This is a genomic window from Pseudomonas putida S13.1.2 (genome assembly GCF_000498395.2).
GTDB lineage: Bacteria > Pseudomonadota > Gammaproteobacteria > Pseudomonadales > Pseudomonadaceae > Aquipseudomonas > Aquipseudomonas putida_Q.
The window spans coordinates 3513326-3537987 of sequence record NZ_CP010979.1 but is presented as its reverse complement, the minus strand read 5'-3'; the positions used below and the strand labels follow the sequence as shown (position 1 = coordinate 3537987).

Annotated in this window: 20 protein-coding genes; 2 read left to right on the top strand and 18 right to left on the bottom strand. The window is 56.1% G+C overall.

The window, feature by feature from the left end:
* Nucleotides 1-287: 287 nt before the first annotated feature.
* The 8 genes from N805_RS15625 to N805_RS15590 all read right to left on the bottom strand — a co-directional run bounded on the left by N805_RS15625 (nt 288) and on the right by N805_RS15590 (nt 11015).
* Entirely contained in the window at nt 288-1331 is a 1044-nt protein-coding gene (locus tag N805_RS15625) for a phytanoyl-CoA dioxygenase family protein (RefSeq protein ID WP_019471908.1), read from the bottom strand.
* 3 nt (nt 1332-1334) lie between these two features.
* Nucleotides 1335-3479 carry a capsular polysaccharide biosynthesis protein gene (locus N805_RS15620; protein WP_019471909.1) on the bottom strand — a complete coding sequence of 715 codons (2145 nt, stop codon included), beginning with the start codon at nt 3477-3479 and terminating at the stop codon, nt 1335-1337.
* Nucleotides 3479-4045 carry a GNAT family N-acetyltransferase gene (locus N805_RS15615; protein ID WP_019471910.1) on the bottom strand — a complete coding sequence of 189 codons (567 nt, stop codon included), beginning with the start codon at nt 4043-4045 and terminating at the stop codon, nt 3479-3481. Before N805_RS15615 ends, N805_RS15620 begins: the two co-directional genes overlap by 1 nt.
* Before the next feature lie 4 nt (nt 4046-4049).
* Nucleotides 4050-5612, bottom strand: a complete 1563-nt coding sequence (locus tag N805_RS15610) for a sulfatase-like hydrolase/transferase (protein WP_019471911.1) — start codon at nt 5610-5612, stop codon at nt 4050-4052.
* Between the two features lie 7 nt (nt 5613-5619).
* On the bottom strand, nt 5620-6396 hold the full coding sequence (locus N805_RS15605; protein ID WP_019471912.1) for an SDR family NAD(P)-dependent oxidoreductase: 777 nt from the start codon (nt 6394-6396) through the stop codon (nt 5620-5622).
* A complete protein-coding gene (locus N805_RS15600; RefSeq protein ID WP_019471913.1) occupies nt 6393-7712 on the bottom strand; it encodes a capsule biosynthesis protein in 1320 nt (439 codons plus the stop codon). Before N805_RS15600 ends, N805_RS15605 begins: the two co-directional genes overlap by 4 nt.
* Nucleotides 7652-9673: a capsular polysaccharide biosynthesis protein gene (locus N805_RS15595; RefSeq protein ID WP_019471914.1), complete on the bottom strand. Its 2022-nt coding sequence runs from the start codon at nt 9671-9673 to the stop codon at nt 7652-7654. The genes N805_RS15600 and N805_RS15595 overlap by 61 nt, the downstream gene beginning before the upstream one ends.
* A gap of 283 nt (nt 9674-9956) precedes the next feature.
* Nucleotides 9957-11015, bottom strand: coding sequence for a phosphotransferase family protein (locus N805_RS15590; RefSeq protein ID WP_019471915.1), 1059 nt, complete (start codon nt 11013-11015; stop codon nt 9957-9959).
* A gap of 515 nt (nt 11016-11530) precedes the next feature.
* On the opposite strand from N805_RS15590, the gene N805_RS15580 reads away from it, so the two are divergent.
* Both N805_RS15580 and N805_RS15575 read left to right on the top strand, forming a co-directional pair.
* Nucleotides 11531-12463, top strand: coding sequence for a KpsF/GutQ family sugar-phosphate isomerase (locus N805_RS15580; protein WP_019471917.1), 933 nt, complete (start codon nt 11531-11533; stop codon nt 12461-12463).
* A 242-nt stretch (nt 12464-12705) separates the two neighbouring features.
* Nucleotides 12706-13476, top strand: coding sequence for an alpha/beta fold hydrolase (locus N805_RS15575; protein WP_019471918.1), 771 nt, complete (start codon nt 12706-12708; stop codon nt 13474-13476).
* A 68-nt stretch (nt 13477-13544) separates the two neighbouring features.
* Here N805_RS15575 and kdsB read toward each other — a convergent pair whose 3' ends face one another.
* The 10 genes from kdsB to N805_RS15520 form a co-directional block, all read right to left on the bottom strand.
* Nucleotides 13545-14831 carry a 3-deoxy-manno-octulosonate cytidylyltransferase gene (gene kdsB, locus N805_RS29940; protein WP_080956814.1) on the bottom strand — a complete coding sequence of 429 codons (1287 nt, stop codon included), beginning with the start codon at nt 14829-14831 and terminating at the stop codon, nt 13545-13547.
* A gap of 29 nt (nt 14832-14860) precedes the next feature.
* Entirely contained in the window at nt 14861-15703 is an 843-nt protein-coding gene (gene kdsA / locus N805_RS15560; protein ID WP_019471919.1) for a 3-deoxy-8-phosphooctulonate synthase, read from the bottom strand.
* A 15-nt stretch (nt 15704-15718) separates the two neighbouring features.
* On the bottom strand, nt 15719-16642 hold the full coding sequence (locus N805_RS15555) for an FkbM family methyltransferase (protein WP_019471920.1): 924 nt from the start codon (nt 16640-16642) through the stop codon (nt 15719-15721).
* Nucleotides 16639-17319 (bottom strand): 6-hydroxymethylpterin diphosphokinase MptE-like protein, encoded by a 681-nt coding sequence (locus N805_RS15550; RefSeq protein WP_026034501.1) that lies wholly within the window; start codon nt 17317-17319, stop codon nt 16639-16641. The genes N805_RS15555 and N805_RS15550 overlap by 4 nt, the downstream gene beginning before the upstream one ends.
* Nucleotides 17306-18271, bottom strand: coding sequence for a hypothetical protein (locus N805_RS15545; RefSeq protein WP_019471922.1), 966 nt, complete (start codon nt 18269-18271; stop codon nt 17306-17308). Before N805_RS15545 ends, N805_RS15550 begins: the two co-directional genes overlap by 14 nt.
* Complete coding sequence (locus tag N805_RS15540; RefSeq protein WP_157222800.1) at nt 18255-20393, bottom strand: glycosyltransferase; 2139 nt, start codon at nt 20391-20393, stop codon at nt 18255-18257. The genes N805_RS15545 and N805_RS15540 overlap by 17 nt, the downstream gene beginning before the upstream one ends.
* A gap of 83 nt (nt 20394-20476) precedes the next feature.
* Nucleotides 20477-21538, bottom strand: coding sequence for a polysaccharide biosynthesis/export family protein (locus tag N805_RS15535; RefSeq protein WP_033692391.1), 1062 nt, complete (start codon nt 21536-21538; stop codon nt 20477-20479).
* 19 nt (nt 21539-21557) lie between these two features.
* Nucleotides 21558-22664: an ABC transporter permease gene (locus tag N805_RS15530; protein WP_019471925.1), complete on the bottom strand. Its 1107-nt coding sequence runs from the start codon at nt 22662-22664 to the stop codon at nt 21558-21560.
* Nucleotides 22665-22717: 53 nt separating this feature from the next.
* Nucleotides 22718-23371 carry an ABC transporter ATP-binding protein gene (locus N805_RS15525; protein WP_026034502.1) on the bottom strand — a complete coding sequence of 218 codons (654 nt, stop codon included), beginning with the start codon at nt 23369-23371 and terminating at the stop codon, nt 22718-22720.
* Between the two features lie 13 nt (nt 23372-23384).
* Nucleotides 23385-24176 carry an ABC transporter permease gene (locus tag N805_RS15520; RefSeq protein ID WP_019471927.1) on the bottom strand — a complete coding sequence of 264 codons (792 nt, stop codon included), beginning with the start codon at nt 24174-24176 and terminating at the stop codon, nt 23385-23387.
* Nucleotides 24177-24662: the final 486 nt, after the last annotated feature.

Below are 24662 nucleotides of genomic sequence, written 5' to 3'. Positions count from 1 at the left end.
GAAGCCGGTGCCATTCACCGCGCTGGATTCTTCGCGGGTAAACCCGCTCCCACAGGTAAGTGCGCAGGCGTCAGGCATATGCAGTACCTGTGGGGACAACAGTCTTGCACAACACCGGAAAGCTAGCGCGATCACTGTGGGAGCGGGCATGCCCGCGAACACCGGCGAAGCCGGTGCCATCCGCCGCGGGGTGGCGCTCGATACAGCAGGCCCCCACAAGCCAAGCCTTACCATCCAGCCCCAAGAAAACCAGAGCCAGGCCCAGCTAGAGCCTCACACCAGCCCCCTCAGATATGCGGCGCCTCATACGCATTCAACTGCTCCACAAACCGCCAATGGCTCTTCTTGTCAAACCCCATCAACCGCTTCAAGCGTATATCCCAACGCATGTGATGATTGGCAATCCACGGCAGCGCAAACAGGTGCGCGCCACGCCAGGGAATGAACGGGTTGCGTCGCAGGCTGGCGTATATCTCTACCCGGTGGCTGGCTTGGTGGCTTGCACAGCGGGCATGGAAGCCAGACGTGTCCGCCACCACCAGGGTGTTGGCCGGTACGGCAAAGCGGCGTGGTGGGGGCAGGCCGAGGGCGGCCAGGTCGGGTTCGTCGATGCGGAACGAACCCTCACGGTGCATCTGCTCGCTCGAACGCGCCGCCCCGAGGCTTTGACGGTACTCCCAGGCCAGGCGCTCTGGCGTCAGACGGTGCGAGCCCGGTACATAACTGAACGGCCCTTGGTCATCCTGCACGTCATCCAGAAACAACCATGCCTTGGCCGTGGGGTGGAAAGTGTCGGCATGCAAGCGGGTCTGCGGGTCTTGGTCGGCATTGGCAGCGTCAATCACGATCGACTGCAACTGGTAGGTAATGCCACCGGTATTGGACGACGCATAGGCGATCAGGTCGCGCACCCCGCGGTCCATCACAAACGCCGCACTGGCCGGGTTTTGCGCCAGCACGTCCTGATCAAGGCTGACCCGGCGGGTAACCGCACGGCCCTGGCGCATTTCCCAACCGGTGCTGCGCAACGCACCCAGCTCGGCGCGCAAGGCCGCAAACTGCTCGGCTGGCAGGGCGTTTTCGCGAATGAAAAAACCGTTCTGCTCAAAATGCTCGCGCTCACCGGCATCCAGCCGCGATGCCAACGCATTACGGCGGTAGCCGGCCATGGCCATCGCCAACTGGCGGCGCTGCACATGCAGGCCCAGGGCGTTGAGCCGGGCACTGCCCAGCACCGGGTTGTTCTCGAACGACTTGGCATGGGTAGCCAACTGCATGCAATGCCAGGGAAGTGCCGCGTAACGGCCGATGTCCTTGATCGAAACAGGCATGATCTAGTCCTTTGATGGGGCCAGTGGCCGGCCGCAGCCGAGCATGGTCCGGGTATAGTTGAGCAACGGCGCCACTCGCCGACAGGCCACCCGCGCCGGGTGCGGCGCGCTGAGGCAGGCGAGGGCGTGCCAGGCATCGCAGGGCAGGTCTTGCTGGACGTCGGCATAGCGCGCATAGCGCAACAGGGCGCCGGCTACCAACTGGTCCAGGGTTAAACGCCGGGTGCGCCGCGGCAAGGGCTGATGGTCCTCGGTCAAACCCCAGCCGGCATAGAACGGCGTGCCATAGGTGACCACCGGCAGCCCGCGCAGCAAGGCCTCAAAGCCCGCAGTGGAACTTAGCGTATGCAGCGCATCGACCTGGCCATACAGGCCAGCGATGTCCACACCTGCCAGCACCTGGTCGGCCAGCCCCACCAACTGTGCCGGGGCGATCTGCCCGCGGCGCTTGCCGGCTTCCACGTCGGGGTGCGGCTTGTACACAATCCACGCATCGGGCAACCGCGCGCGCACCTGTTGCAGCAGGCGCAGGTTGCACCCGGCACCGCCACCGCTGCACAGCGCCGAGGCATCATCCTCGACTTGGCCCACCACCAATACCCGCAGTTGGCCCGGCTGCCCCAGCAGGGCCGGGCGCAGCTTGCTGCGCAGGTTGAACTTGCTGGTACCGCTGGCAACGATCTGCGCCCGCAAGCGCGCCGCCTCGGCCAGGCTTGGGGCATCATAGTCGCCATGCTGCAACAGCTGCTCCAGGTCGCTGGCAGACTGCGCATCGTAATGAATGCCACCCCGGTCCAGTACCAGCGACAGCGCCGGGCTGTTGGTAGCACCCAGCCCCGTGGAGCGCAGGAAACCATCCTCAACCCGCCACAGTGGCACCCCCGCCTGGCGCGCACGGTCAGCCAGGCCGGCCGGCTCGCGCGCAGCCCATACCAGCAGCCGCCCCTGTTCGGCAGCCACCTGGTTTACCAGTTGCGGGCCGTCCACGCTGAAGCGCAACTGCCCCCAACGGCTTGCAAAAAAACGCCTGATGTTGTGCTGCTTGTGCCGCTTCACGCCCAATACCGTAGTGGGGCCGGCAAACGCCGCATCGCGGGCTTTTGTGCTGGCCAGCTGGCGGGCAACGGTCAAGGCATCGGTCAGTTGGCCGTTCAGCGGGTTGACGTAGCGGCAGTAGCGCACATAGGCCGCCGCCACCAGTTGCACCAGGTCTGGCCGGGCCTGCCGGCGAGGAATGGCCATGCGGTCATCGGTCAGCCCCCAGCCCGCGTAAAACGGCAGGCCAAAGCAGGTGACCGGCACGCCCTGGATCAACGCCTCCAGCCCGGCCTGGCTGGTACCCACGTACACCCGCCGGGCACGCCGGGCCAGTGACGCCCAGGCTACCGGCCGCGCCTCCAGCGTTACCCCACGGGCCCGCGCGGCATCCAGCAGGCAACTGGGCTTTTGCCCGCCCAGGCAGTCCGGGTGAATGCGCACGCGCACCTCGGCATCCGGGTTTTCCGCCAGGGCCTGATCCAGCATGCGCACGTAGTCGGCTTCGCACAGCCCGCCCCCCGGGATCGAATAATCCCCGGCAGTCTGGTCCACCACCAGCACCAACGGCCGCTCGCGCCCCAGCGGGTCGTCGGCGGGCAGGTCCTGGGCGTTGTTGTACTTGCCGATGCCGCTGCTGCGCATCAAGGCAATCAGTTCGCGGGCGCAATCCAGCTCGTATGCGCTAAGCGCCTCGGGCTGCTGCAGGATGTTTTCCAGCAGCGAAGGGCGGTCGGCCAGGTAGTGGATGCCCACCGGGTCGACCACCATGGACATTGGCGTATCGCCCTCGATGCCCAGCGAAGACGAACGCAAAAAGCCGTCTTCCAGCGCGATATACGGCAGGCCCCAGCGCTGGCACAGCACCCGGGCATGGGCCGACGATTGCTTGTAGCCGATACCGGCAATGGCCTTGAGCCCCTTGGGCGCCTTGCGGCCACGGCGCCACAGCCAGAAGGGCGGGCCTTCCGGGCCGAGGAACTGTGGCAGGTGCAGGACCTTCCAGGCCACCCATTGCGACATGATGCCGACCCAGCCAGTGCCGTCTACCAGGGTTTCGGGTGGCAGGTAACCTTCGGGCGGGTGGGGTACAACGGGCGGCGTGTTGTGCATTACACGGCCCGCCACATGTTGCGCACCGGGGGGAACGGTACCCAACGCTTGCGGCGCAGGGCAAAGCCATTGTGCAGGTACAGGTGCTGTGCCCGATGATTACTCAGCGGCACTTCCAGCTCGACCTGGGCAAAGCCCTGCCCGGCGGCGTGCGCGCAGCACGCCTGCACCAGCGCCGAGCCCACGCCCTGCTGGCGTGCGGGCTTGCTGACCCGCAGCCCGTACAGCAAGAACGGGTAGCGCCATTCGCGCAGCTCGCTCAGGCAGAAGCCGATAAACCGCACCCAGCCACTGAGCACGCCAAATTCACGAATGAACGGCCGCCAGTGCAAGGCAAACGGCCCGCGCCGGCCATGCTTGAACGCGGCAAAGCCCAGCGCCTGCTCGCCGTCGAAGGCCAGCAGCACACGGTCCCAGTGGATAGCGGTCCCCAGCAGGCGATAGCGGCAGGCGTTATCGCCAATCAGAAACGCCAGCGACCCCCGCCCCTCGGCCAGCAAGCGGGCCAGGGCCGGGTCTGCGGCGCGCTGTGGTGGCAGGTCCGATCCCAAAACGATATGCACCACGCTATCAGGCTACCCCTGCGCTGGCCGCAGGCGTGTGCTGGCTGGCTGCCGGCGCCTGGGCATGGGCCAGCAAGGCATTGGACAACTGCTGCACCGGCATTGGCCTGGCCCCGCAGCCAGGCCGGCGGCGGTTGGACCACACCAGGTAGTCGGTATCACCCGCGGGTGCACCAACGGCCTGGTACACCTCGGGCAAGATCGGCACATGGTCACCGAAGAAACACAGCAGCGCCTCGTTCGGCTGGGCCATCAGCGTTTCGCGCAGCATGCCCAGCATGCGGTCGGCATTACAGATATGGCGCAGGTAGGGGGCCAGGTCCTGCATGCCCGGTTGCAGCGGGCGGTCGAACCAGGCGGGCAGTTCGTGTGCCGCCACGCTCTCCAGGTGCAGTGGGCCGTGGTTCTCCATGGTGACCGCATGGATGAACAGCGGCTGGGTGCGGCCAGGTGCCTGCAGCAGCTCGCGGATTTTTTCTGCCACGGCGCAATCACCAATGAACGGCCCGGCTTTTTGCGAAGCGTTGAACGCTTTTACATCGATGAACTCATCGAAGCCCAGCGCCGGCAGCACCTTGTTGCGCCCATAGAAACCCCCGTCATAAGGATGGATGCAGATGGTGCGATACCCCTGCGCCTTGAGCCTGGAGGCGATGCTGGGCAACCCCTGGCGCGCAAGCACGCGGTACGGGTTGAAGCGGTGCACCCCAAGCCGATCAGCCGGGATACCGGTCAGGTAGGCAAACTCGGTGCGCACCGTGTTCGCCCCCCACGCCGCAACTTGCAGCTTGCCACGGGCCAAGGCCTGGCTGGCCAGCAGGTCGTACTGGCCGAGCACTTGCGGCCGCACGCCGGGCCACAGGTCGCGCACATCGAAAAACGATTCGCTCTGGACCGAGACCAGGTCTGGCATCGGGCTTGCCGCAGGTACCGTTTGCTGTGCCGACGCATTCGCAGGCTTGCCCTGCGCTGGGGCCGCCGCCGGTTCCCCGCCAAATGGCGACCCCAGCGCGTTTCGATCAACCGGCGCCCGCGCCGCCCAGAAGTACCGCCACAAACTGGCCGCCAGCCCCCAGCCACGCACATCCCGCTCGGCATCGAAGCTTGGCTGCACAGGCCGGTGCCCCAGGCGCAACAACCCCAGGCCTCCCGCCAACGGCAGCCACGCCTCAAGCCGCGCGCCCGGCACCTCGAAGCTCAACCCCGCCCAGAGGTAAACCAGAAACCCCACCGCCAGTAGCGCTGCCTTGCCAAAACCGAAGAACGGCAAGTACAACCGCGGAAATTTCACTGCATCGCTGAAATATTCGAAGTCTGCGCACACAAACGGCTCGCGCAGCGAGTGATACTTGGCGTTGCTCACCAGCACGATCAACAGCCACAGCAGCAACACATTCACGCCACTGAACAATGGCCGCGCCGTGAGTGCATACAACAGCCCGAACGCCACACACCACAGCCCTGCATGCAGCAGCCAGCAATCGGCGGGGCGGCGCAGGGCAGGGCGTGGAACCAGCAGTCGCTCGACCGCTACGGTCAAGCCAAGGCCGATCAAGGCAACCGGCAACATGGAAACATCAATCACTGTACTTCAGCCCACGCAGGATCATCGAAGAAAGCCACTGCGGGATAAGCCCCAGCAGCCAGGTGCCCAGGTTGAGCGGGAACGGAAAACTGATACGCGCCTGGTTCGCCGCCAGCCCGCGCTTGATACGCCGGGCCGCTTTTTCGGCGGTCCACAAAAACGGTTTGGGCCCGGGCATTTCGAAGCACATCTTCGACTCCACATACCCCGGCACAATCACATTCACTTTTACCCCTTCCGGCGCCAGCCAGTCGCGGATAGCCTCGCCGTACACGCGGATGGCGGCCTTGCTGGCGCTGTAGGTAGGCGTAACCGGCAAGCCACGCCAGCCCGCCAGCGAGCTGAACAGCGCGATTTGCCCGTTGCCACGGCTGCGCATGGCCGGCAGAGCCGCCTCGACGGTGGCCAGGGCGGCCATCACGTTCACTTCCATCAGGGCGCGGCTGTCGTCCCAGTCTTCTGCCTCGCCATTGGCGCCAACGGCCGTGTTCAGCCCGGCGCCGACCAGCACCAGGTCGGGCTGATGGGCTTCGCTCACCCGCCGTACCATGGCGCGCAGGGCGTCCAGGTCGCGCACGTCGAGGGCTTCAAGCAGCACCTGGGCACCCAGGGCGCGGCATTGTTCGGCCATTTCGGCCAGGCGGTCCTGGCGCCGGCCTTGCAGGATCAGCGTCACCCCCGGGGCGGCGTAGGCAGGCGCCAACGCGCCACCGATACCGCCCGTGGCGCCGGTGATGAGGATGCAGCGGGGTGAAGCGTGCGAACTCATAGGTATTTTTCGATTCTTGAGGTTTTCGCCATCAGCACTTCCAGGCAGTTGGCCACGGCCATGTCCATGCCGCAGGCGGTGTAGAAGCCGCCGTTAACCTGGGTGGTATGGATGACGGTATTGCGGAAGCGTTGAAACAGCGTGTTGTCGGGCGCTTCGGGCTGCTGCCAGAAATCATCCAGCCCGCCCTGGTGGGTTAGCCCCGGCATAGCGTAGATCGGCTCTGCCAGTGTGCAGGTAGGGCGGTGGTGCAGCAATGCTGAAGCCCCGGCGGTACTGTTGACGGTAATCATGCCGGTGATGTGCGAGAGCAGCGTAGGCATGTGCCCGCTTTCCATGAAGTCGACACGCTCGGCCACGTCGTACTTGCGCGCCAACTGCTCGGTGACCTTGCGGTAGTTGACCAGCCCGGGCGTCAACGGGTGGTTTTTCACCAGCAGGCGCGCATCGAACGGCGCGTTGAGCGCGAACGATTCGATCACATGCTCGATCACCTGGGTCATGGTCTGGAACGGCGAGTGGTCGCGGATTTGCGAGTCGCTGTCCAGCTGCAATGGCAGCAGGAACGTGGGGTGCCGCTCGCGGGCTACTTCGGCCACCAGCGCGTCGTCATGCACCCGGGCGCGCAGCAGGCGCATGCCCTGGCGGATAAAGCCGGCATACTCCGTGGCCGCGTTGAACGGCGCATGAGTGCGGTACCGCGGGAAGCACAGCCGGTTGAGCGCGCCACCGGCGTGGTACAGCACGTCGTGCGTGGCACGTGCGGCAAACGACAGCTTGAACGGGTTGCCATTCTGATAGCGCGGAATGTGCTTGCCCACATCGCGGTACCACTGCGGGTCACGTGGCAAGCGCGAGTTGTTGTTGACACCGTCGCGCTCCAGCGTCACCCAGTAGGGCCGGAAGTAGCCTTCCTCGAACACATGCACGCGCACACCTGACAGACGCGCCAGGATCACGGCCGGGCGGTGTACCGGGCGGCAGTCGCCGAACAGCACCAGGTCGGTGATATCCAGTTGGCGGAACACCTGTGAATACCAGGCCTCCATGTCTTCCGGGCGATGCGGGCAGGTCAGCCGCGCGCCACCGGGGCCATAAAGGGCGTCGCCCACATTGAAGCGCACGCTGTGCACCCGCTGGCCGATATCCCGCAGCCCCTTGGCAAGGCGACTGAAGAAGGGCGAACTGACCCCCTGAAGAAGCAGAAAATTGTGTGACGGGATACGCAGCAGCGGACCACGCGTCGCCCTTGCATTCAGTTGGTCGGGCGCTTCATGCCCAACAAACTGCTCAAGCGTCGTTTCAAGTCCTGCCATCGGGAGGGAGCTCCAGGCTGCGGTAAGGCGTGCCAATTTTGTAGTTCGTATAAGGTTTGTTCGGCGGTCGTGAAGCGGTTGGTGACCAAGCTTACGTACGTGGGGTAAAGCAGCAGGGTGCCCGCTACCAACTGGTCCAGCGTCAGTTGTCGGCTGCGCCGCGCCTGCACCGGTGCTTGAAGGTCCAGGTCGCGTGTCAGCCCCCAGCCTGCGTAGAACGGCTGGCCATAGGTCGTCACCGGCACACCGCGCAGCAGGGCCTCGAAGCCCGACTGCGAGGTCAGCACATGCAATTCGTCGACCACTTCCAGCAATTGCTGCAGCGGCGCATCGCCGATCACTTCATCGCACCAGTGCACGGTTTGCGCTTCGTCGTCACCGCGGGCGCGGGTGCCGGCCAGCACCTCTGGGTGGGGTTTGTACAACACCCACGCATCAGGGTTTTGCTCACGCACTCCGCGCAGCAGTTGCAGGTTGCTGCGGATACGGTTGCCGCCAAAGCGGATAGACGCATCGCCTTCCACCTGGCCAGGCACCAGGATTACCCGTTGCGCATGCGCCGGGCGCTGCCAACTGGCGCCGGGCAAGTTGTACTTGGTCAGCCCCGCCGCGCAGATGGCCAGGCGCAACGCCTGGGCGCGGGCCAGCAGCTGCGGGTCGAATGGTTCGTCGGCCAGGATGCGCTCCAGGCGCGAAGGCCGGGTGGCGTCGTAGTAGATGCCCAGGTCATCGACCACCCACGACAACGGCCGCGCTTTGCCGGCGCCCAGGCCGACCGAGCGCAGAAAGCCGTCTTCCACCCGGTTGACGGGCAGTGGGTGGGCGCAAAGGCTGGTGTCGTGCTTGCAGCCCCAGGACACCACGGCCACGTCTTGCGCCAGCGGTTGCTCGGGCTTGACGAAGCGAATGGCCGCGCCATTGAAAAACAGGTTTGCCAGCGGCTCTTTCCAGCGGCTAAAGCCCAGCATCTGTACGGCGCTTGGCAACACGCTGCGGTGCCGCCGTTGCAGGCCCAGCCAGTTGATCAGCACCTCTGGCGTGCACGGTTGACCACGCTCCGGGCATACATAGCGCGGGTAAGCCACCAGGCTGGCATGAATCAGTTGCGCCAACGGCACGGGCATGCGGCGCGAAGGCGCCGGCAAGCGGTCGTCGGTCAGGCCCCAGCCGGCATAGAACGGCATGCCCCAGGTGTGCACCGGCACGTCCCATAGCAGGGCATCGAAGCCCAGTTGCGACGTCATGACGAACACTGCACGCATGCGCGGCAGCAAGTCGGCTGGATGAATATTGCGTGCCAGCACCTGCACCCGCGGGTTGTTGGCCAGCGCCGCCAGGTCGAAGTGCCCGGCCTTGCGCCCGGCCACCACGTCAGGGTGTACCTTGAGCACGATGGTGCTATGCGGGTAGCGGGCCAATGCGGCATCCAGCATGGCCCGGAAGTCGTCGGCGCCTGCACCTTGCAACGAGGCATCGCCGCAAGTCTGGTCGGCCACCAGCACGCAGTCCGCCGGCAGTGCTGGCAGCTCTATGCGTGCGTCGTTGTACTTGGACACCCGTTGCTGCTGCCACAAGGTACGTAGCGCCAAGGCACGTTGGGTTTGGTCGGTGTCGAGGGGCGTGGCGATCAGCTGCTCGAGGCGGGACGGCTGGGAGGCGTCGTAGTACACGCCCACGTCATCGACGATCAGCGACAAGGGCGGCTCGTCGGCGCCCAGGCCTACGGAGCGGATAAAACCGTCTTCCAGCGTGAGTACGGGCTTGCCGGCCTTGACCGCCTGGGCCATTGCCTTGATGGCACTTGGCTTGCGGCCCCAAGCCATTACCCAGTCAGCGAGCTCGACATCGCCCACGGCACCGTTTTGCAGCGCGAATTCGGGCAGCAATGCAGGCAACGTGCTGATGCGCTGGGCTCCTTTTGACAGGACCAGCAGGCGAGGGCGGGGCGAAGCGTCGTCCATAAACGTGGAGCGGCATCCATTCAACAAAGTGGCGGCAGGAGCTGATAGCCCTGCGGGTCCATTGAAAACAAAGGGGTGGCGAATCTTAATACAAATTCACATTTGTAGGCGTGCCGTTGGGCAAAAATCGCAAAAAGAAATTAGACGATCTGTGCAAATGATGACCTATGGCATCAAAATGATATCTAATCCCCGCAAACTCCCTGAAACCCCTGTGTCACGCGCCTTTATGTATACGCGGGCTTGTCCGAGAAGCTGGGTGGCTTCATGCGCAAAAGCCGATTCATCCCTTGTCGAGCAACCCCAGCAGGTAGGTGTATTTCTCCAGCAGTAACGGCATCCGGTCGCGTTCCCGATACTCAGCTACGGTCTCCGGGCGCAGGCAATGGAACAGCGCTGTGAGTAGAAAGACGTAGCGTAAGTTTCCTAGCGCCTGCTCAACATCGAAGCGCTCTGGCAGGGCCGCTCGGTATGCCTCGATGAATTCGGCCTGTGCTGCCAAAAATACCTTCATTTCCTTGCGCCGGAACAGGCTGCCCAAGTAGGCCCCACCATCGAAGCCAATCCGCCCAACCTTTACCTCGCTCCAGTCAATCAGGTGCAGTTGGCCGTTGTCTACGAACAGGTTTTTTTGCAGGTAATCCATGTGGCTGATGCAGCAAGGGGTACGCCGCGCTTCGGTTGCCATTTTTCGAGTCAAAGGCGCAAACGCCTCGAACCGCTCCGCAAGACCGGCAAACCTTTCGTCTTCGAGCCCAAGGCTCACCAATCCGGGCAAGCACCGGGAAAAATTGAAGCGTGGGCGTAAACGGAACCAAGGCCTGAAGAAATCCATGCTCCAAAGTAGAGGTGCCTTTCCAAATGGCTGTGCTTGTAGATAGTCATGGCTCAACGTCTCAAGTTCTGCAATACCTAGCGCCAGCTGTTTGCCAATCTTGTGCATTCGCGGTGGCTTGCCGCGTACGAACTCGGTGAAGATCAAGCTTTCCCATGGTGTTTCAATAACGCCCAGGCAGGCGGGATATTGAAAATGTAGGCTGCCGGTCAGCATGCCCGCTGCGCGATGAAAGCGCGCCTCTTGGCTACCGATGAACGCCAATTTGCGAATCGACTTTTCTACGACCTCTACAGGTTGTCCGGTACAAGGGTCAAGTAGCCGATGGTGGCGCACGTAATTCACGAACGACGCATTACCGCCCAGCACCTCGGTCGTGATCTCCAGCGGCCATCCTTCCCATTGGGGGGATAGAGCATGAAGATGCCTTTCGAGGGAGGCCCTTTGCCAGCGGTAGTATGTTTTGCTGGCTACGTGCCGGCGTGTAGGAGGATTCATAACATCCATGTTGGCACTGCCATACGTCCAATTGAAGCTGTGAAGGGGGGTATGCTGCTTTATGAGAGCTTTGTGTACAACGAAAAGTTACAACAAGATATTGATTCGGAAGGGAAGGATGGCTGCATGCCCAGATGTTTAGGGGGCGCGATGGATGTCAGAATTCTTAAGAAGCCAGCAGCGGAGATAGCGTCCTCCGCTCTCAATTTACCCTGGTGTGCGACGGCTGTCGTTTTAGACGAGCAGGGCTTGTCGTTTGCCTCACGGTAGAGGAGCGTGAATCAGCAGCCCAGCTCAAGTAGTTTTTTGGGGCGGAAGGAATTAGCCGAGGGCGAGCCCGGAAGAGGCGGGTTCAATTGATGTTACTATGCCATCCCTGATCGGCAATCAGCGTGTTTTCAGTCTTCAGCGGTAGGGTCCGCCAGTCAGATTGACTGACGACTCAGGTCCTTGTGCTTTGCTTCCGGTTACAAAAACCTTAACATTCGCGCCTTCGCATATATCTGCTGTCGTCAGGGACGAAAATGAATCACCTCAGCATCGCCAAAGAAGCCCTCATCGCCCAGGCTCAAGCCGTTACTCAACTGGCCGACCGCCTGGATGGCGAGTTCCAGAGTGCCGTTGAACTGATCCTCGGTTGCAAAGGCCGCGCCGTAGTCTGTGGCATGGGAAAGTCCGGTCTGATCGGCCAGAAAATGGTCGCCACCTTCGCCTCCACGGGCACCCCAAGCTTCTTCCTACACCCAGCCGAAGCCTTCCATGGCGACTTGGGCATGCTCAAGCCAATCGATGTGCTGATCCTGATCAGTTACAGCGGTGAGACCGAAGAGCTGATCAAGCTGATCCCGAGTCTGAAGTCGTTCGGTAACAAGTTCATTGCCATGACGGGGAATGGCAAATCTACACTGGCCAAGCATGCAGACATTTGGCTCGATATTTCGGTTGAGCGTGAAGTCTGCCCGAACAATCTGGCCCCGACCACTTCGACTCTGGCAACAATGGCCATGGGTGATGCATTGGCGGTCGCTCTGATTGAGGCTATCCAGTTCAAACCAATGGACTTCGCTCGCTATCACCCCGGTGGCAGCCTGGGGCGCAAGCTGCTGACCCGTGTTTGCGACGTCATGCACTCGCCGGCACCTGTTGTTGCACCGTCTACCAGCTTCCATGATTGCTTGCTGGTCATGACTCGTAGTCGCTTGGGCATGGCGGTGGTGATGGATAATGACAAACTGGTAGGCATTGTCACCGACGGCGACCTGCGCCGGGCGCTGCTGGACGATGAGAGTATTATTCAGGCTACCGTTGACCAGTTCATGACGGCCAGTCCGCATACGATTCGCGAGGATTCTCAGCTTTCAGAGGCTGAAGCCTACATGCTGGATAACAAGATTCGGGCGTTGGCTGTGACTGATGCTGAGGGTGCTGTTGTGGGGGTTGTTGAGATTTTTGACTGACCGGGCTACGCCTTTGTAGACGGATTTGTGTGTCTTGGCAGCGTACGCTCCGGTGCGCTGCCTTAGCATTTTCCCCCCGGAAATGCTGGTTTTGTCGGCATTCATCATGCTCATTTCAACGCCCTGCTTTCCCACCCTCGAATAATGATCTATATTCGAAGTGAGTGAAGTGGTGGGCGCAGTAGGGTGCTGAGATCCGCTTTGAGTAGTGCAGTTTAAGTTGATCTTTAAAGAGATGAGACATGATGAACGCCGTTGAGTCGCCAGATAATATGAATATAAAGCAGGCAGAATTGGCTCAGTCGCAGGCAGCTTTATCCAAAGTTGATTTTTCAAAATATGAAATTCAGCGGAATGGTGTTGAAGCTTTAGTGATGTCTGGGGCTAATCCAAAACGAGCAGTAATTTCGTTTTCGAGTATGAATCCCGGTAAATATGAGCGTTGGTCATGGTTTTTTGAGCGTCACTCGGAAGGCTCCGAAGATTTATACATAATTTTCAAAGATGATTCTCAGCATTACTACCTGGGGGACAGCACCTCCTCCATGTATATCAGGCATATTAAATTTATCACTGAGCAGCTAGAGTCGCGCGGGCTTAAGGCCTCGGACACCTACATGGTCGGCTCTTCCATGGGTGGGTATGCTGCGCTTTATTTTGGATTCACGCTTGGTGTTGCAGGTGTGGTTTCCATAAATCCCCAAATCGATTATTCAAGTACTCGTCGTCACTCCTTGCAAAACTGGGAGAGGCAAATCCGGGAGATTGGAGATACTTGGGTTGATTTAAATGACTTCGTCTATCGTTTTGACGTTAAGCCAAAAATACACATTGAGCACGGTGATTATCCTGCCGATGTGGCGGCCGTTAATAAGCTTATTGGGTCGCTTACCGATTTAAAAATTTGCTACAGCCGAGAGTTTACCGGCGGTGGGCATAGCGAGACCACTATCAATAAATATCGACTATTCGATATTATTGATTTCTGGGGGAAAGGGCGTTCTATGGACTAAGCCAGTTTGTTATTGGCTTGGTTTTAGAGCATGAGGGAAAGTATAATTACTCTCCCTCATGTGGTTTGCTACTGCGCCATGGCACTCATTACTTTCGCATAACCTGTCGCTGTGCTGAGTACGCTTTCTTTACCTTGAGCGCAAAGAATGGCATCTGCAACCTCACGGAATGCCCCTGTTCCGCCGCTGGCCAGTAGCGTATGAGTCGCTGCTGCTTTCACGTAAACTGGAGCGTCCGCTACAGCGAAAGAAATGGCGCAAGCTAAGAAGGCTGGCAGGTCAATACTGTCATCTCCAATGCATGCTGTTTGCGCAGAGGTTACACCTGCTTCATCCATCAGTTGCTTACAGGCACTGTGCTTGTCTTTAACACCAAATTGGCAAAGGCTAATGCCTAAGTCAGACACGCGCTTACGTAAGGTAGCAGAGTCACGACCCGACAGCACTGCAACCCGAACACCGTTCTCTTCCAGCATACGCATTCCCAGTCCGTCACGAACATGGAAGCGTTTAATGCATTCTCCTGTAGCGTCATAGTAGATGCCGCCATCAGTTAGAACGCCATCCACGTCGGTGATTACTAAGCGGATATCTTTGAGCGTCGGTTTAGGTGTCGGTTGTTGACCGGTGATGAGGGCTCTTACCTGTTCTAGGCACTCTGGCGTGTCTACCCCGGGTCCGGTTGGTTCAACTATATAAGCTCGAATGCAATAGCCTGCAGCCATTAGACGAAGTTGCTCTAATTTCTCGGCATGCTCCATCATCGGTTGAGGCAGCGCAGAGTATTTTGCAACTACGTCACGGCGATACGCATAGACACCAACGTGCTTCAGATAAGAAGCCGCTTCGTTATCTCGTGGATACGGGATTGGCGCGCGACTAAAATAGAGTGCGTTACCGTTGTTGGCAAGCACGACCTTCACGGTATTGGGGTTGTGAGCCTCATCTTCTTCGATCGGGTGGCAAAGAGTTCCAACGCTCACTCCTGCGTCGGCCAGCATGCCTGAGGCTAGCAATTCAATGTCAGCCGGGCGTACTAGCGGTTCATCCCCCTGGAGATTGATGTAGATGTCAGCATCCACCTCCTGCATAACTTCTGCTAGTCGATCGGTACCAGACGGGTGATCCGGTGAAGTCATAACGTATCTACCGCCGAATGCACGTACCGCTTCTGCGACACGTTCGTCGTCGGTGGCGATGACTACATCATTTACGTTGGAAACCTGAAGAGCACGCTCGTAAACGTGCTGCACCATAGGTTTGCCTGCAATATCGGCCAGCGGTTTACCTGGCAAGCGTGTCGAACCGTATCGGGCTGGAATAACGATCGCGACCCGTTGTTCAGAACTTGGCATGTTCACAATCCTTGCTACCTAAGATCTACTTACGAGATTTGCAGCGGTGGGAATGATTTAACCAGATCATCAAGTGCTTTAATCTGCATGAGGAATGGTTCCAGTTTGTCTAGTGGCAGAGCACTTGGTCCGTCACATTTGGCTTGGTCTGGGTTGGGGTGTGCCTCGAGGAAAAGCCCGGCAAGGCCAACGCCCATACCCGCGCGTGCAAGGTCTACTACCTGGTCTCGGCGACCACCGGATGCAGCACCCGACGGGTCTCGGTTCTGGAGTGCATGAGTGACATCAAAAATGATTGGCAGGTTGTCACAGGCGCGCTTCATTACACCGAAGCCAAGCATGTCGACTACCAAGTTGTCATAGCCCATGCACGAGCCACGATCGCAAAGGATCAACTGATCGTTGCCTGCTTCCTTGAACTTATGCACGATGTTCTGCATCTGCGATGGGCTCAAGAACTGAGGTTTCTTGATATTCACCGGCTTCCCTGTCTTTGCCAAAGCGAGGACCAGGTCGGTTTGACGAGCCAGGAACGCTGGTAGCTGAAGGATGTCTACAACTTCCGCTACAGGAGCAGCCTGATAAATCTCGTGCACATCAGTAATGATAGGTACGCCGAACTCAGATTTTACCTTTTCGAAGATTCGCAGGCCTTCCTCCATGCCCGGCCCGCGATAGGAGTGGATGGAGGAGCGGTTAGCCTTGTCAAAACTGGCTTTGAAAACATATGGAATGCCAAGCTTTTCGGTCACACGTACATATTCAGCACAAGCAGTCAGAGCGAGGTCTTCGGACTCCAGAACGTTGATGCCGCCGAAGAGGACAAAGGGGCTCTCGTTGGAGCATTTGATATGTTGAGAAATCTGGATCATGTATGGGGTCGCCCGTTAAGCTAGATGTTCGAAAGTCAAAAACGGAAGTGCATGCTCTAATTCCGATGCGCTCATCGTGGTCATCAGAATGTTGAAATCTGGTGGCTCAATTGAGGCTGGGGGGGTCCGACTCTCAGTCAGAATTAGAGATGACTCCGATATTCTATAATATCTGTAGCCATATGGCTTCAGCGAGGCATGAATACTTTCAGTTACAGATGTAGGTAGCAGTTCGCAGATAATGTCTGGTTTGGATTTTTCGATGATACCTTGCGCACTGCTTAGGATCAGGTGCTCAGCACCCTCAGCATCAATTTTCAGGAGTTCAATTCTAGGGATATTGTGGTCCTGAACAAAGTTATCGAGGCTCGTAGCCCGGACAATCCTGCTTTCCACCGGTGAGCGGTCAGTCACTTCAGCAACTGTGGTCGAGCCAGAAACGAGAATGTCTTCACCAGAGTAAATAAAAAGCTCTACTTCAGGACTGCCATCAGTAATCGCTATGTTGAAGCACTTGAGGTTGGATGCCCCGTTGGCGCGCTTGTTTGCTAGCAGGCGAGAGTAAACCCGGTCTAAAGCTTCTATGGCAAAGACCTTAGACTTGGGATTGCTTTTTGCTGCTGCTAGAGAATAGACCCCGGTGTATGAGCCAATGTCAATGACATGCGAGGAAAGCTTTGCGAGCGCAGTCCAAAGCTTAAGACTTGTGGATTCGTAAGCATTCTTACCATTCCAGAAGTAAGTGCGAGCAACGAAATCATCGTTGTTGCTGAACATGGAGAATAAGATGTCATCAATCTCAATGTCTACGAATCCAAAGTATGAAGTTTTCTCCATTAAAGATTCAAATTGAGCTTTGTCGATGGTTGTATTGGCTTTATGTTGGTACAGCTTTCTTAGCGCCAACGCAGCTTCATTCTTATTCTCCATGAATTTCATGCAGCTACCACCCTTTTCCCGAATAGCGAAGAGAATTCCTCATAATCTAGATAGGGGCGCAAGAAAGAGCCCTTGCTGCAGTTGATTATGCGTTTCTCTTCTTTGTTCATGATTGCGTTAGCGTTTGCAATATTCCAGATCTGAATACTTGTAAAGCTATCTTCCAATTGCGGATTGCTTTCTTTGTAAAAGCGCGGTGACTCGGCTGTGTACTTTAGGTCGCAGCCCAGGAGGTAAATGTCTTTGACTCCGAGATAGTATGCAAACTGAATGGCCAGCATGGTTGTTGTGCAGCCAAAGAAGTAGCCGGCACGAATATCTCGGGAGAACCCGTCCCGCTGAAGGGCTGGGACATAATAGCTCTTGTTCGGAAGAGTTCTATCATCAACTTCGCGAAGCTCTTCGCGGAGGATTCGAATTGTCTTGGGGTCAAGATCGGTAGTGCCGAAATGGCTTTTCTCTGGATGCGTCAAGAACCGCTTGTCCGAGAGCACATAGTAGTCAGTGGTGAAGCCATGCTGTTCTTCCAGCATGGTCGAGGCATTCATTCCAATGGTCACCTCTCCTTTTAGAAGAGAAAGGTCTTCGGAAAGAATAGAGGGGCCGTTTGCCAAGATAAATGCACGTTTGCCTTTTTCTCGGTTCTTCAGAGCGGAGATGGATTTAAAAATTTTCATAAGCGTTGTCGAACACTCTAGCCATTTTTTCGGGGGTCAAGTAGGACTTAAAGTAGTCCAAGCTTGCTTCTTGAAGTTCAGCGGTCTTCTTCCAGTCATTCGCTAACTCATGGAGCGTCTCAGCGATCGACTCACCTGTGGCATAGAGGAATGGAGGCTTGTTGCCTTCGGCGAATGTCGAAAATACTGCCTTGCAGAAGTAGTCCGCTCTGTTAATCGTCACGTTGCCAGCTGCTAGGCCTTCAACCGATACCTGGTGGAATCCGCCGGTGGCAATCTCATCAATAGAAACGTGGCACGTCTTTCGTACCGCCATCAAAACTTTTGGAGAAACAGGTTTGTCAGGCACAACAGCTTCAATTTTGCCGAGGCTAACAAGCGAGTTCATCGCCGTTTCAAGCTCTGCCACATACTTATTGTTCCAGCGGCCTGGCCTAAGATGAGTTGGGCTGAAGATAACTCGAAGCTTCTCACCTTTCTGCCTGATACTGGCCATCGGCGTATCGTGAATGATGTTAGGAACAAAAATGTGGTTGTTATGGATTCTCGGCTGGAATTGACCTACTACAAAATTGGCCAGGAATGGTAGGTTAATGTCATTTTGGCGAGGCACATAAAGCGGCCCTTCTCTCAGGGGAGAGTGGACTTGGTAAAAATACTTTGCTGCTTGGTTGGCGTGAATCAAGCGTTCAGCCCAAGCTGGCGGCAGGTCGTTATGAATCTGGATGATATCCGCTTCGCGAATGGCTGCATCAATCAGCGGCTTAGTGAATTCAGTCTCAACAATGTAATCTTCAATGAACTTTTGAAAAAGTGGCCCATTGTTAGGATAGTCGTTGAGCGCAATAGCGATGGAATCATGACCGATCAGACGCTGGGCGAGCGCAACCTTCGCGGGAGCAGCCACCAGCGGCGTCTGAGATATGTGAACTATCTTATACTTCTTGGACATCAATCATCACTCCATCTTTCAAGCAAGCTTTAATGAGGTTGAGAGGCGAACCACCTTGTTCTACGGCCTCGCATTGTGAGCGATACCTCATATAAACCGATTCCAGTAATGCAAAACCTACGGTCGACTTGGCGAGATCTTCATAAATATCGATCATATTATTTGATCCGGTATGATCAACCGGGCGAATTTTCAATATGCCTTGATAGTAACGATGATCAAAGTTGAAAAACTCAGATCTATCAAACCCCGCGTCTTCGCTGATAAGGACTGGGAGCAGCATGTCCTTTTTGCGGGGGAACCCTTCCTGCAACGCTCGTCGGATGGCTACTGGTATGTCGTCAACCGATTCGAGAGTGATTAAACGGTTCAGGTCTGCAGCCTCTTCCTCGGGGAAGAGTGTGATAAGAACATCTACTGCCTCAGGATCAACGGCCAAGTCTTCCTCGGTCTTGATCAGAATGACTCTCTGATCAGTGCCTGAGTATCTCAGCGCGTAGCACAGGTTGGCAGGTGCATTCAGCATGATCAAAAAGCTGATTTCTGCCAGGTTGCCTTTGTTCTTTGCATCAATACGGTTGATGATTGATAGCGGAGATTGATCTTCAGCGATGTCAAAGACGCCCAGCTGCATCCTTTCCGTATTCACATATTTGAAATCGTCATAAGTGTTAAGCTTGTCGAGAATGGAGAGAACCATCTCGGGGTCGACATCGCTTTGGTGAAGAAATGCTGTCCCATATCCTTTGGGTTTGGCAGGGCGTACTTTGAACTCAATGCGACTTTCATCGCTAATTGAAGTAATGTAATTTTCCAAAATTGCCTTTTTTTGCTTCGGTTGGGCGTTGTCCACTATGGCTTTCACTGTAGGGGATTTCACTATGACGGTAACGGGAGCCGCAGGTTTCTCTGCGATTATTGGGTGGTCTTTGAATTCGACCTTTAAGTCTGCCAATCGTTTCAATCGGCGGTCCTGGAGCTTCCTTCTAATATATTTCGCTTCCGTTGAGTCGCGAAAAAAGTCGATAGGATGCAGAAATAACTTCTTTGTTTTTTTAACAAAGGGGGACTGTTTTTTCTTCATGATATTTTTTAGTTGGCTTTTGACCAGAGTTTTTAGATATTTTTCAATTTGCTTTTCGGGCCTGGTGGTCAGAGAAACCTTCTTTCCCCCTTTGAGTGTCTCCATGAGACCATTTCTGAATGCTAGGTTTATTTGGGTTGTAAGGCCAAAGTTTTTAACGGCTTTCGGTAATTTAGAGGTTTCCGAAATGTTATTTGAAAACTTCTTAGTGTCACCGGGCTTGACAGCGATTAGCTCCGCCAGGCTGGAGAAGTACTCGACCACGCCGAGGTGTTGCCAAAGTACTACGTGGCAACCGCGGGTCAGTGCTTCGATGGCGACCATTGACGATGTTTCGAACAGGCTTGGAATGATTACTACGTTTGAGAGCGAGTAAATTTCATCCTTGCTCATGGAGGTACCATCTAAAAAGGTCATATTGCTAGCTATTGGTGCCTCATTGATTGGTGGGCACACAATGGCGAATTTTAGATGGGGAAGGTCGCTGGCAAATTGCTCCAGAACGGAGGTGCCTTTTAGCTTTTGATAGCGCCCAACAAAGGTTACGTCATATTTTTTTGCCGCTAACTGTGGCGTTGCATTCGAGGGGGCGGGATTTGGGAAAACGTTTGGTGTTTTCTTAAATCCAAATAGCTCTTTGCTGGCAAAAAATGACGCCCAAGAGGGAGAGCTCAAGTAGGTTGAGCGTTCAATTTCGATCTTCTCGAAATGCACTTCCTCTTTGCTAAAGGGTAAGCCTTGTATAACTGCCCCCAGGCTTCTGGAGCAATGAAGTCTGATATGGAGCGGAATATTGCTGGCAACAAGGCGCGTGCTACTAAGGGACTCTGGAGCTTCGACGCATAAGATTTTTGGAGTCCGCTCGACTTCGTCGCGCACGCGAACGCGAAAAGCCTCAAGCGTCTCTTCTAATGTTTTTTCGATGACCTTAACGGTCACTCCAAGGGTTGCTAGCTGCTCGGATGCATAGCGGGTGTATGTGGTGACACCACTGTCTTTTCGGTTGAACGGGTCAACTAATATGTAGATTCCATTCATCGCAGGGTCCATACATCGCTTCCTGAGAGCGGGTCAAAATGTTTGTATTCCGGCAGCTGAACTGCCGGAAATGATGTTAATGGTTACTGGTACACGCCTACGGTGCGGCCAAGAATCATCGTTTGAACGATAGGTGAAATGACTTTTTGCCACTCATAAACTGCCGCATTGGTAACGTAGATCGTATCATCCGGTTTGATCATTACTTGGCGGGCATAGAAAATTGCGGCCGGATCGCGCATGTTCAGCCTTAGAACTGTTGGCTTGCTTACACCGCTTGCCATACGGAATACGAACACACCCTCAGGGTTAGCATTGGCTTCTCGCAGACCGCCAACGCTTCCTAGTGCATCCAGTAGGGTGGTATGTTGGCTAGGCAAATCCTTAAGTCCAGGCTCAGTGACAGCTCCCATGGCTACGAAACGCTGACGAGCTCTGTCCAGCACTACTTCAGAGTTGGGGCGCAAAACCATGTTGTTGCCAGCAAGCACATCCTCGTAGTTGAACTGCTGAACTTGACTTCCGGTGCGCACAGTGACGTTGACCAGATGAGGTTCAATCACAGGACCGCCAGCTTGGTTGATTGCATCCAGCAAGGTCAGCGGACCCTGCAGGGTGCTGAATCGCCCCGGGCTTTTAACTGCGCCTGCGACCAATACAGAACCAGATAGGTCGCCAACAAGCTCTACATGTGTCTGAACATCAGTAGTGATGCCCTTCAACTGGCGGCGAATCAAGTCCTCAACCTGGTTAAGCGTCATCCCTCCGACGAACTGTCGTCCGACATAGGGCAGGGAGAGCATGCCTTGAGTGTCAATTCGCGATTTTAGTTGCGTGCCACCGCTCGCAAGGGGGGCGAACAGTGCGGATCCTTCCGGAGCCGTATCGGCAATCAATACGTTCAGGGTGTCCCCAGGCATTAAGCGAACCTCTGGCGAGACTGGTTTGCTCACCGACGCCAGAGGAGGGGGCTCAACGCCGCGCATGTAGGGGGCGATTGTATTTGCATTAATGTCGACGAGATTGTACGCCTCATTCTTGCTTTCGATTTCGCCTTTGTATGGGCCGGCCCCCGATATGGTGCCGCCGCAACCGGCAAGACCAAAGGTCGCCAAGGCCAGTGCCGCCACTTTTAGGTTAAACATCTTGGACACAGGCTGGAATTTAATCACGATGATCCTCGATCGAAGCCAGGATGAAGCGGGTAATGCCATAGAGCATCAGTAAACCAAGCAAAATGGTTGCCAGGTTGTATAAGCGTTCTGGATACAGTGCCAGCTGAGGGGTGTTTGGGCTCACCACAGTGACGAGCGTCCGAATTTTTTTGCTCGCTTCGATCCGGGCGTTGTCAAGCGCGGCTACGGCACTTTTGTATGTTTCTTCTGCAATCCCTGCGTCTAGCGTAAGCTGTTGAAAGCGCGACGCAATTACGTTCAATTGCGAACCTTGCGGGGAAGAGACAAGTAGACGCTTCTCTTTGGCGAGTTGCTGGGTAATCGCTTCGACTTTTTGCTTCTGCTGGCGTACCTGAGGAGCATCGCCACGAAGCTTAAAGGTCATTTCGGTCAGCACTGCTTGCTCTTTCGTGTACTGGCTTTCCAGTTCAGCGATAATGGTTGCACGATTTTGAGCAGTGTTGCCGCCGTCGAGAACCTTGTTATCGTTCTGGAAGTTAAGCAGCTGGGTTTTGCGTTTCGAGTAATTTACTCGAGCAGTTTCCAATTCGCCTTGTGCAAACTTCATTTGCTCGCGAGCAATATTGTGACTCACTTCGTTCACAAAGTGTTCGCTTGCTTGAAGAATGGTGCGCAACATTGTCTCTGACAGCTCTGGGGTGAAAGCTTGAACCTCAACCCGGAGCAATCCAGTGGTTTCGTCGTAATGCGCAGATACTAAGCGTTGGTAGTACTTCAGCAGATCCTCGCGCGGAGCATCTTTGTCCAGCCAGAAGAATACATCACTGCTCTGGGCTGCATAGGCTTCAACCCATTGAACTTTTTGCTCTAGGAGCAGCATCATGTCCATGGATGTGATGTACTCGCGCAGATATAGAGTTTCTTCTCGCGAGGCAGGGTTAGTGCCGGTAAGCAGGGTGGCTAGTCCGGGGACCTGAGCACCTTGGTTGTTGCCATCCTGGCGCACTACGACCTGAGCGGTGCTCACGTAGCGGTCTACGGAGAAAACGCTGTAGTAAACGGCCGCTAGGACCATGGGCAGGATTACCATGGCGATCGCCAGTCCCCAGCCTTTCTTGTTGCCCGAACTGCTCATAATGGATGCATCCTTGATATGTAACGGTGTTGCAAAGTTAAATAAGGGTTTGATCAGCTGTTATAGGCTTGGATGCCTTCATCGACATCGTCGTAAACATGGATTCCGCCACCGCGAACCAATAGTACGATGTCGCATAGTTTCTTGATTTCCGGCATCGAGTGTGAGACCAGCACAATGTTGGATTTTTTCAATCGCTCTTCAAACACATCGGCACATTTACGTTTGAACTGGGCGTCGCCGACAGACATAACTTCATCGATTAGGTAATAGTCGAAATCGAAAGCCATGCTAAGCCCGAATGCGACTCTGGAGCGCATGCCGGATGAATACGTTTTGATTGGTTCGTCAATCCAGTCGCCAATTTCTGCAAATTCTTGGACGAAACGGATTTTTTCACGCATGGACTCGCCCTCGGCGCCGTAAATGCGACACACAAACTTTATGTTGTCACGACCGGTCATGCTGCCCTGGAATCCGCCAGTCAAGCCTACAGGCCAAGAAATACTTCGGTCGGTCACGATGCTTCCGGAGTCTGGTACATCAGCTCCGCCTAGCAGACGCATTAGTGTAGATTTGCCTGCCCCATTTCGACCGATCAGGCCAATGTTTTTACCTGGTGGAATGGCCAGCGTGAGATTACGAAATACGTATCTTCGCCCATTAGGTGTAAGGTAAGACTTGGTTACGTTTCTAAGCTCGAACACGTTTGACCCGTACTCAACCGTTCTTGGTGGAAATGAGGTGCATCCTGCGAGCGCGATAGGCGCCAAGCGACAGGAACATTAGTACTACAGTGACTGTGACAACATAAGCTTCGGAAACGCCGTCGACTGGGACGTAATTCGGCAGAACCTCGGCGCGAATAAGTTCCAGCAGGTGCAGGAATGGGTTCAATAGAAGTGCTGGCATCATCGCCGGGGGTAGGTAGGCGGGTGGAATTAATACGCCAGAGATAAAATACAGCGGGAAGAATGCCATTCTGATAATTATTTTAATGCTCGGAAGCGCATGAGTGAGCATGGCGAAAAACATGCCTAAGCCAAACGCAAAGAAAAGCCCCAAGGTTAGTGTCATCACCCATTGCAGGGGGCTGTGCACCGACATGTTAAAACCGAACCATGCAAAGCCAAATACCAAAATGGCATAGACAGTTGCGCTAATGCATGTTTCTACTATCACTCGCGCTACATATGTATCGAGTGGCTTAATTTGTTTGTATCCAAAGAGTGATCGGTTTTCGCGCAAGCTATCCATCAAGCGCAACGCCGTATTTCGATAAAGCAAAAACGGAGCCATGCCGACTAAGACGAATACGGGATACTCGACGTCAGCGACGGTGCGGGTGCGGAGCATTGCAAACAGGATAGAGAAGATAAGGAGGTGGCAGACGGGCTCGAGCAGCAGCCACAAGGCTCCCAGGCGACTATCGCCAACGCGAGACCGCGCCTCGCGAAGCACGAGGGCGAAGATGACCGATTTCTGAATCTGTAGAGACGAACGAGCTTTCAAGATGGCGACCGCAAAGCAATGCAGCGCGCCTAGGCACGCCGGAATTCATCTTCAGGAAAGGCTCGCCTCCAGGCGATTTAAGACGGATTTTTCCGGACACTTCCCTGTTCTAAGGGGCGAGAGGGTAAGCGTCGGCGGCATAAGCGTCAAGCGAGGCACAGCAAATGCTGCCGAAAGTTCTAATCCTTTGGCCATATTAGAGACGAATGGCAATCGATTCGATGATGGCACATTGACTCCATCTTGCAAAGGTGTGAGCCGACAGATTCTTCTCACCCTAGGTGCTTCACAGCTACGCTGAAAGGCGCTTGGGGAGGTGAATGGGATTCATACTGAGTAATGAAATGCGCCGGCGAGCAGTGATGCTCGGGGCTATTTTGCCTTCGAGAGTAGGGGTTATGCAGTCCCCAAGCCAGGATGACCGAACCCTCTTCGCAGAGGTAGCTGCTTTCAGCTACCTGCAATCAGGCAGCTACAGTACTCAGA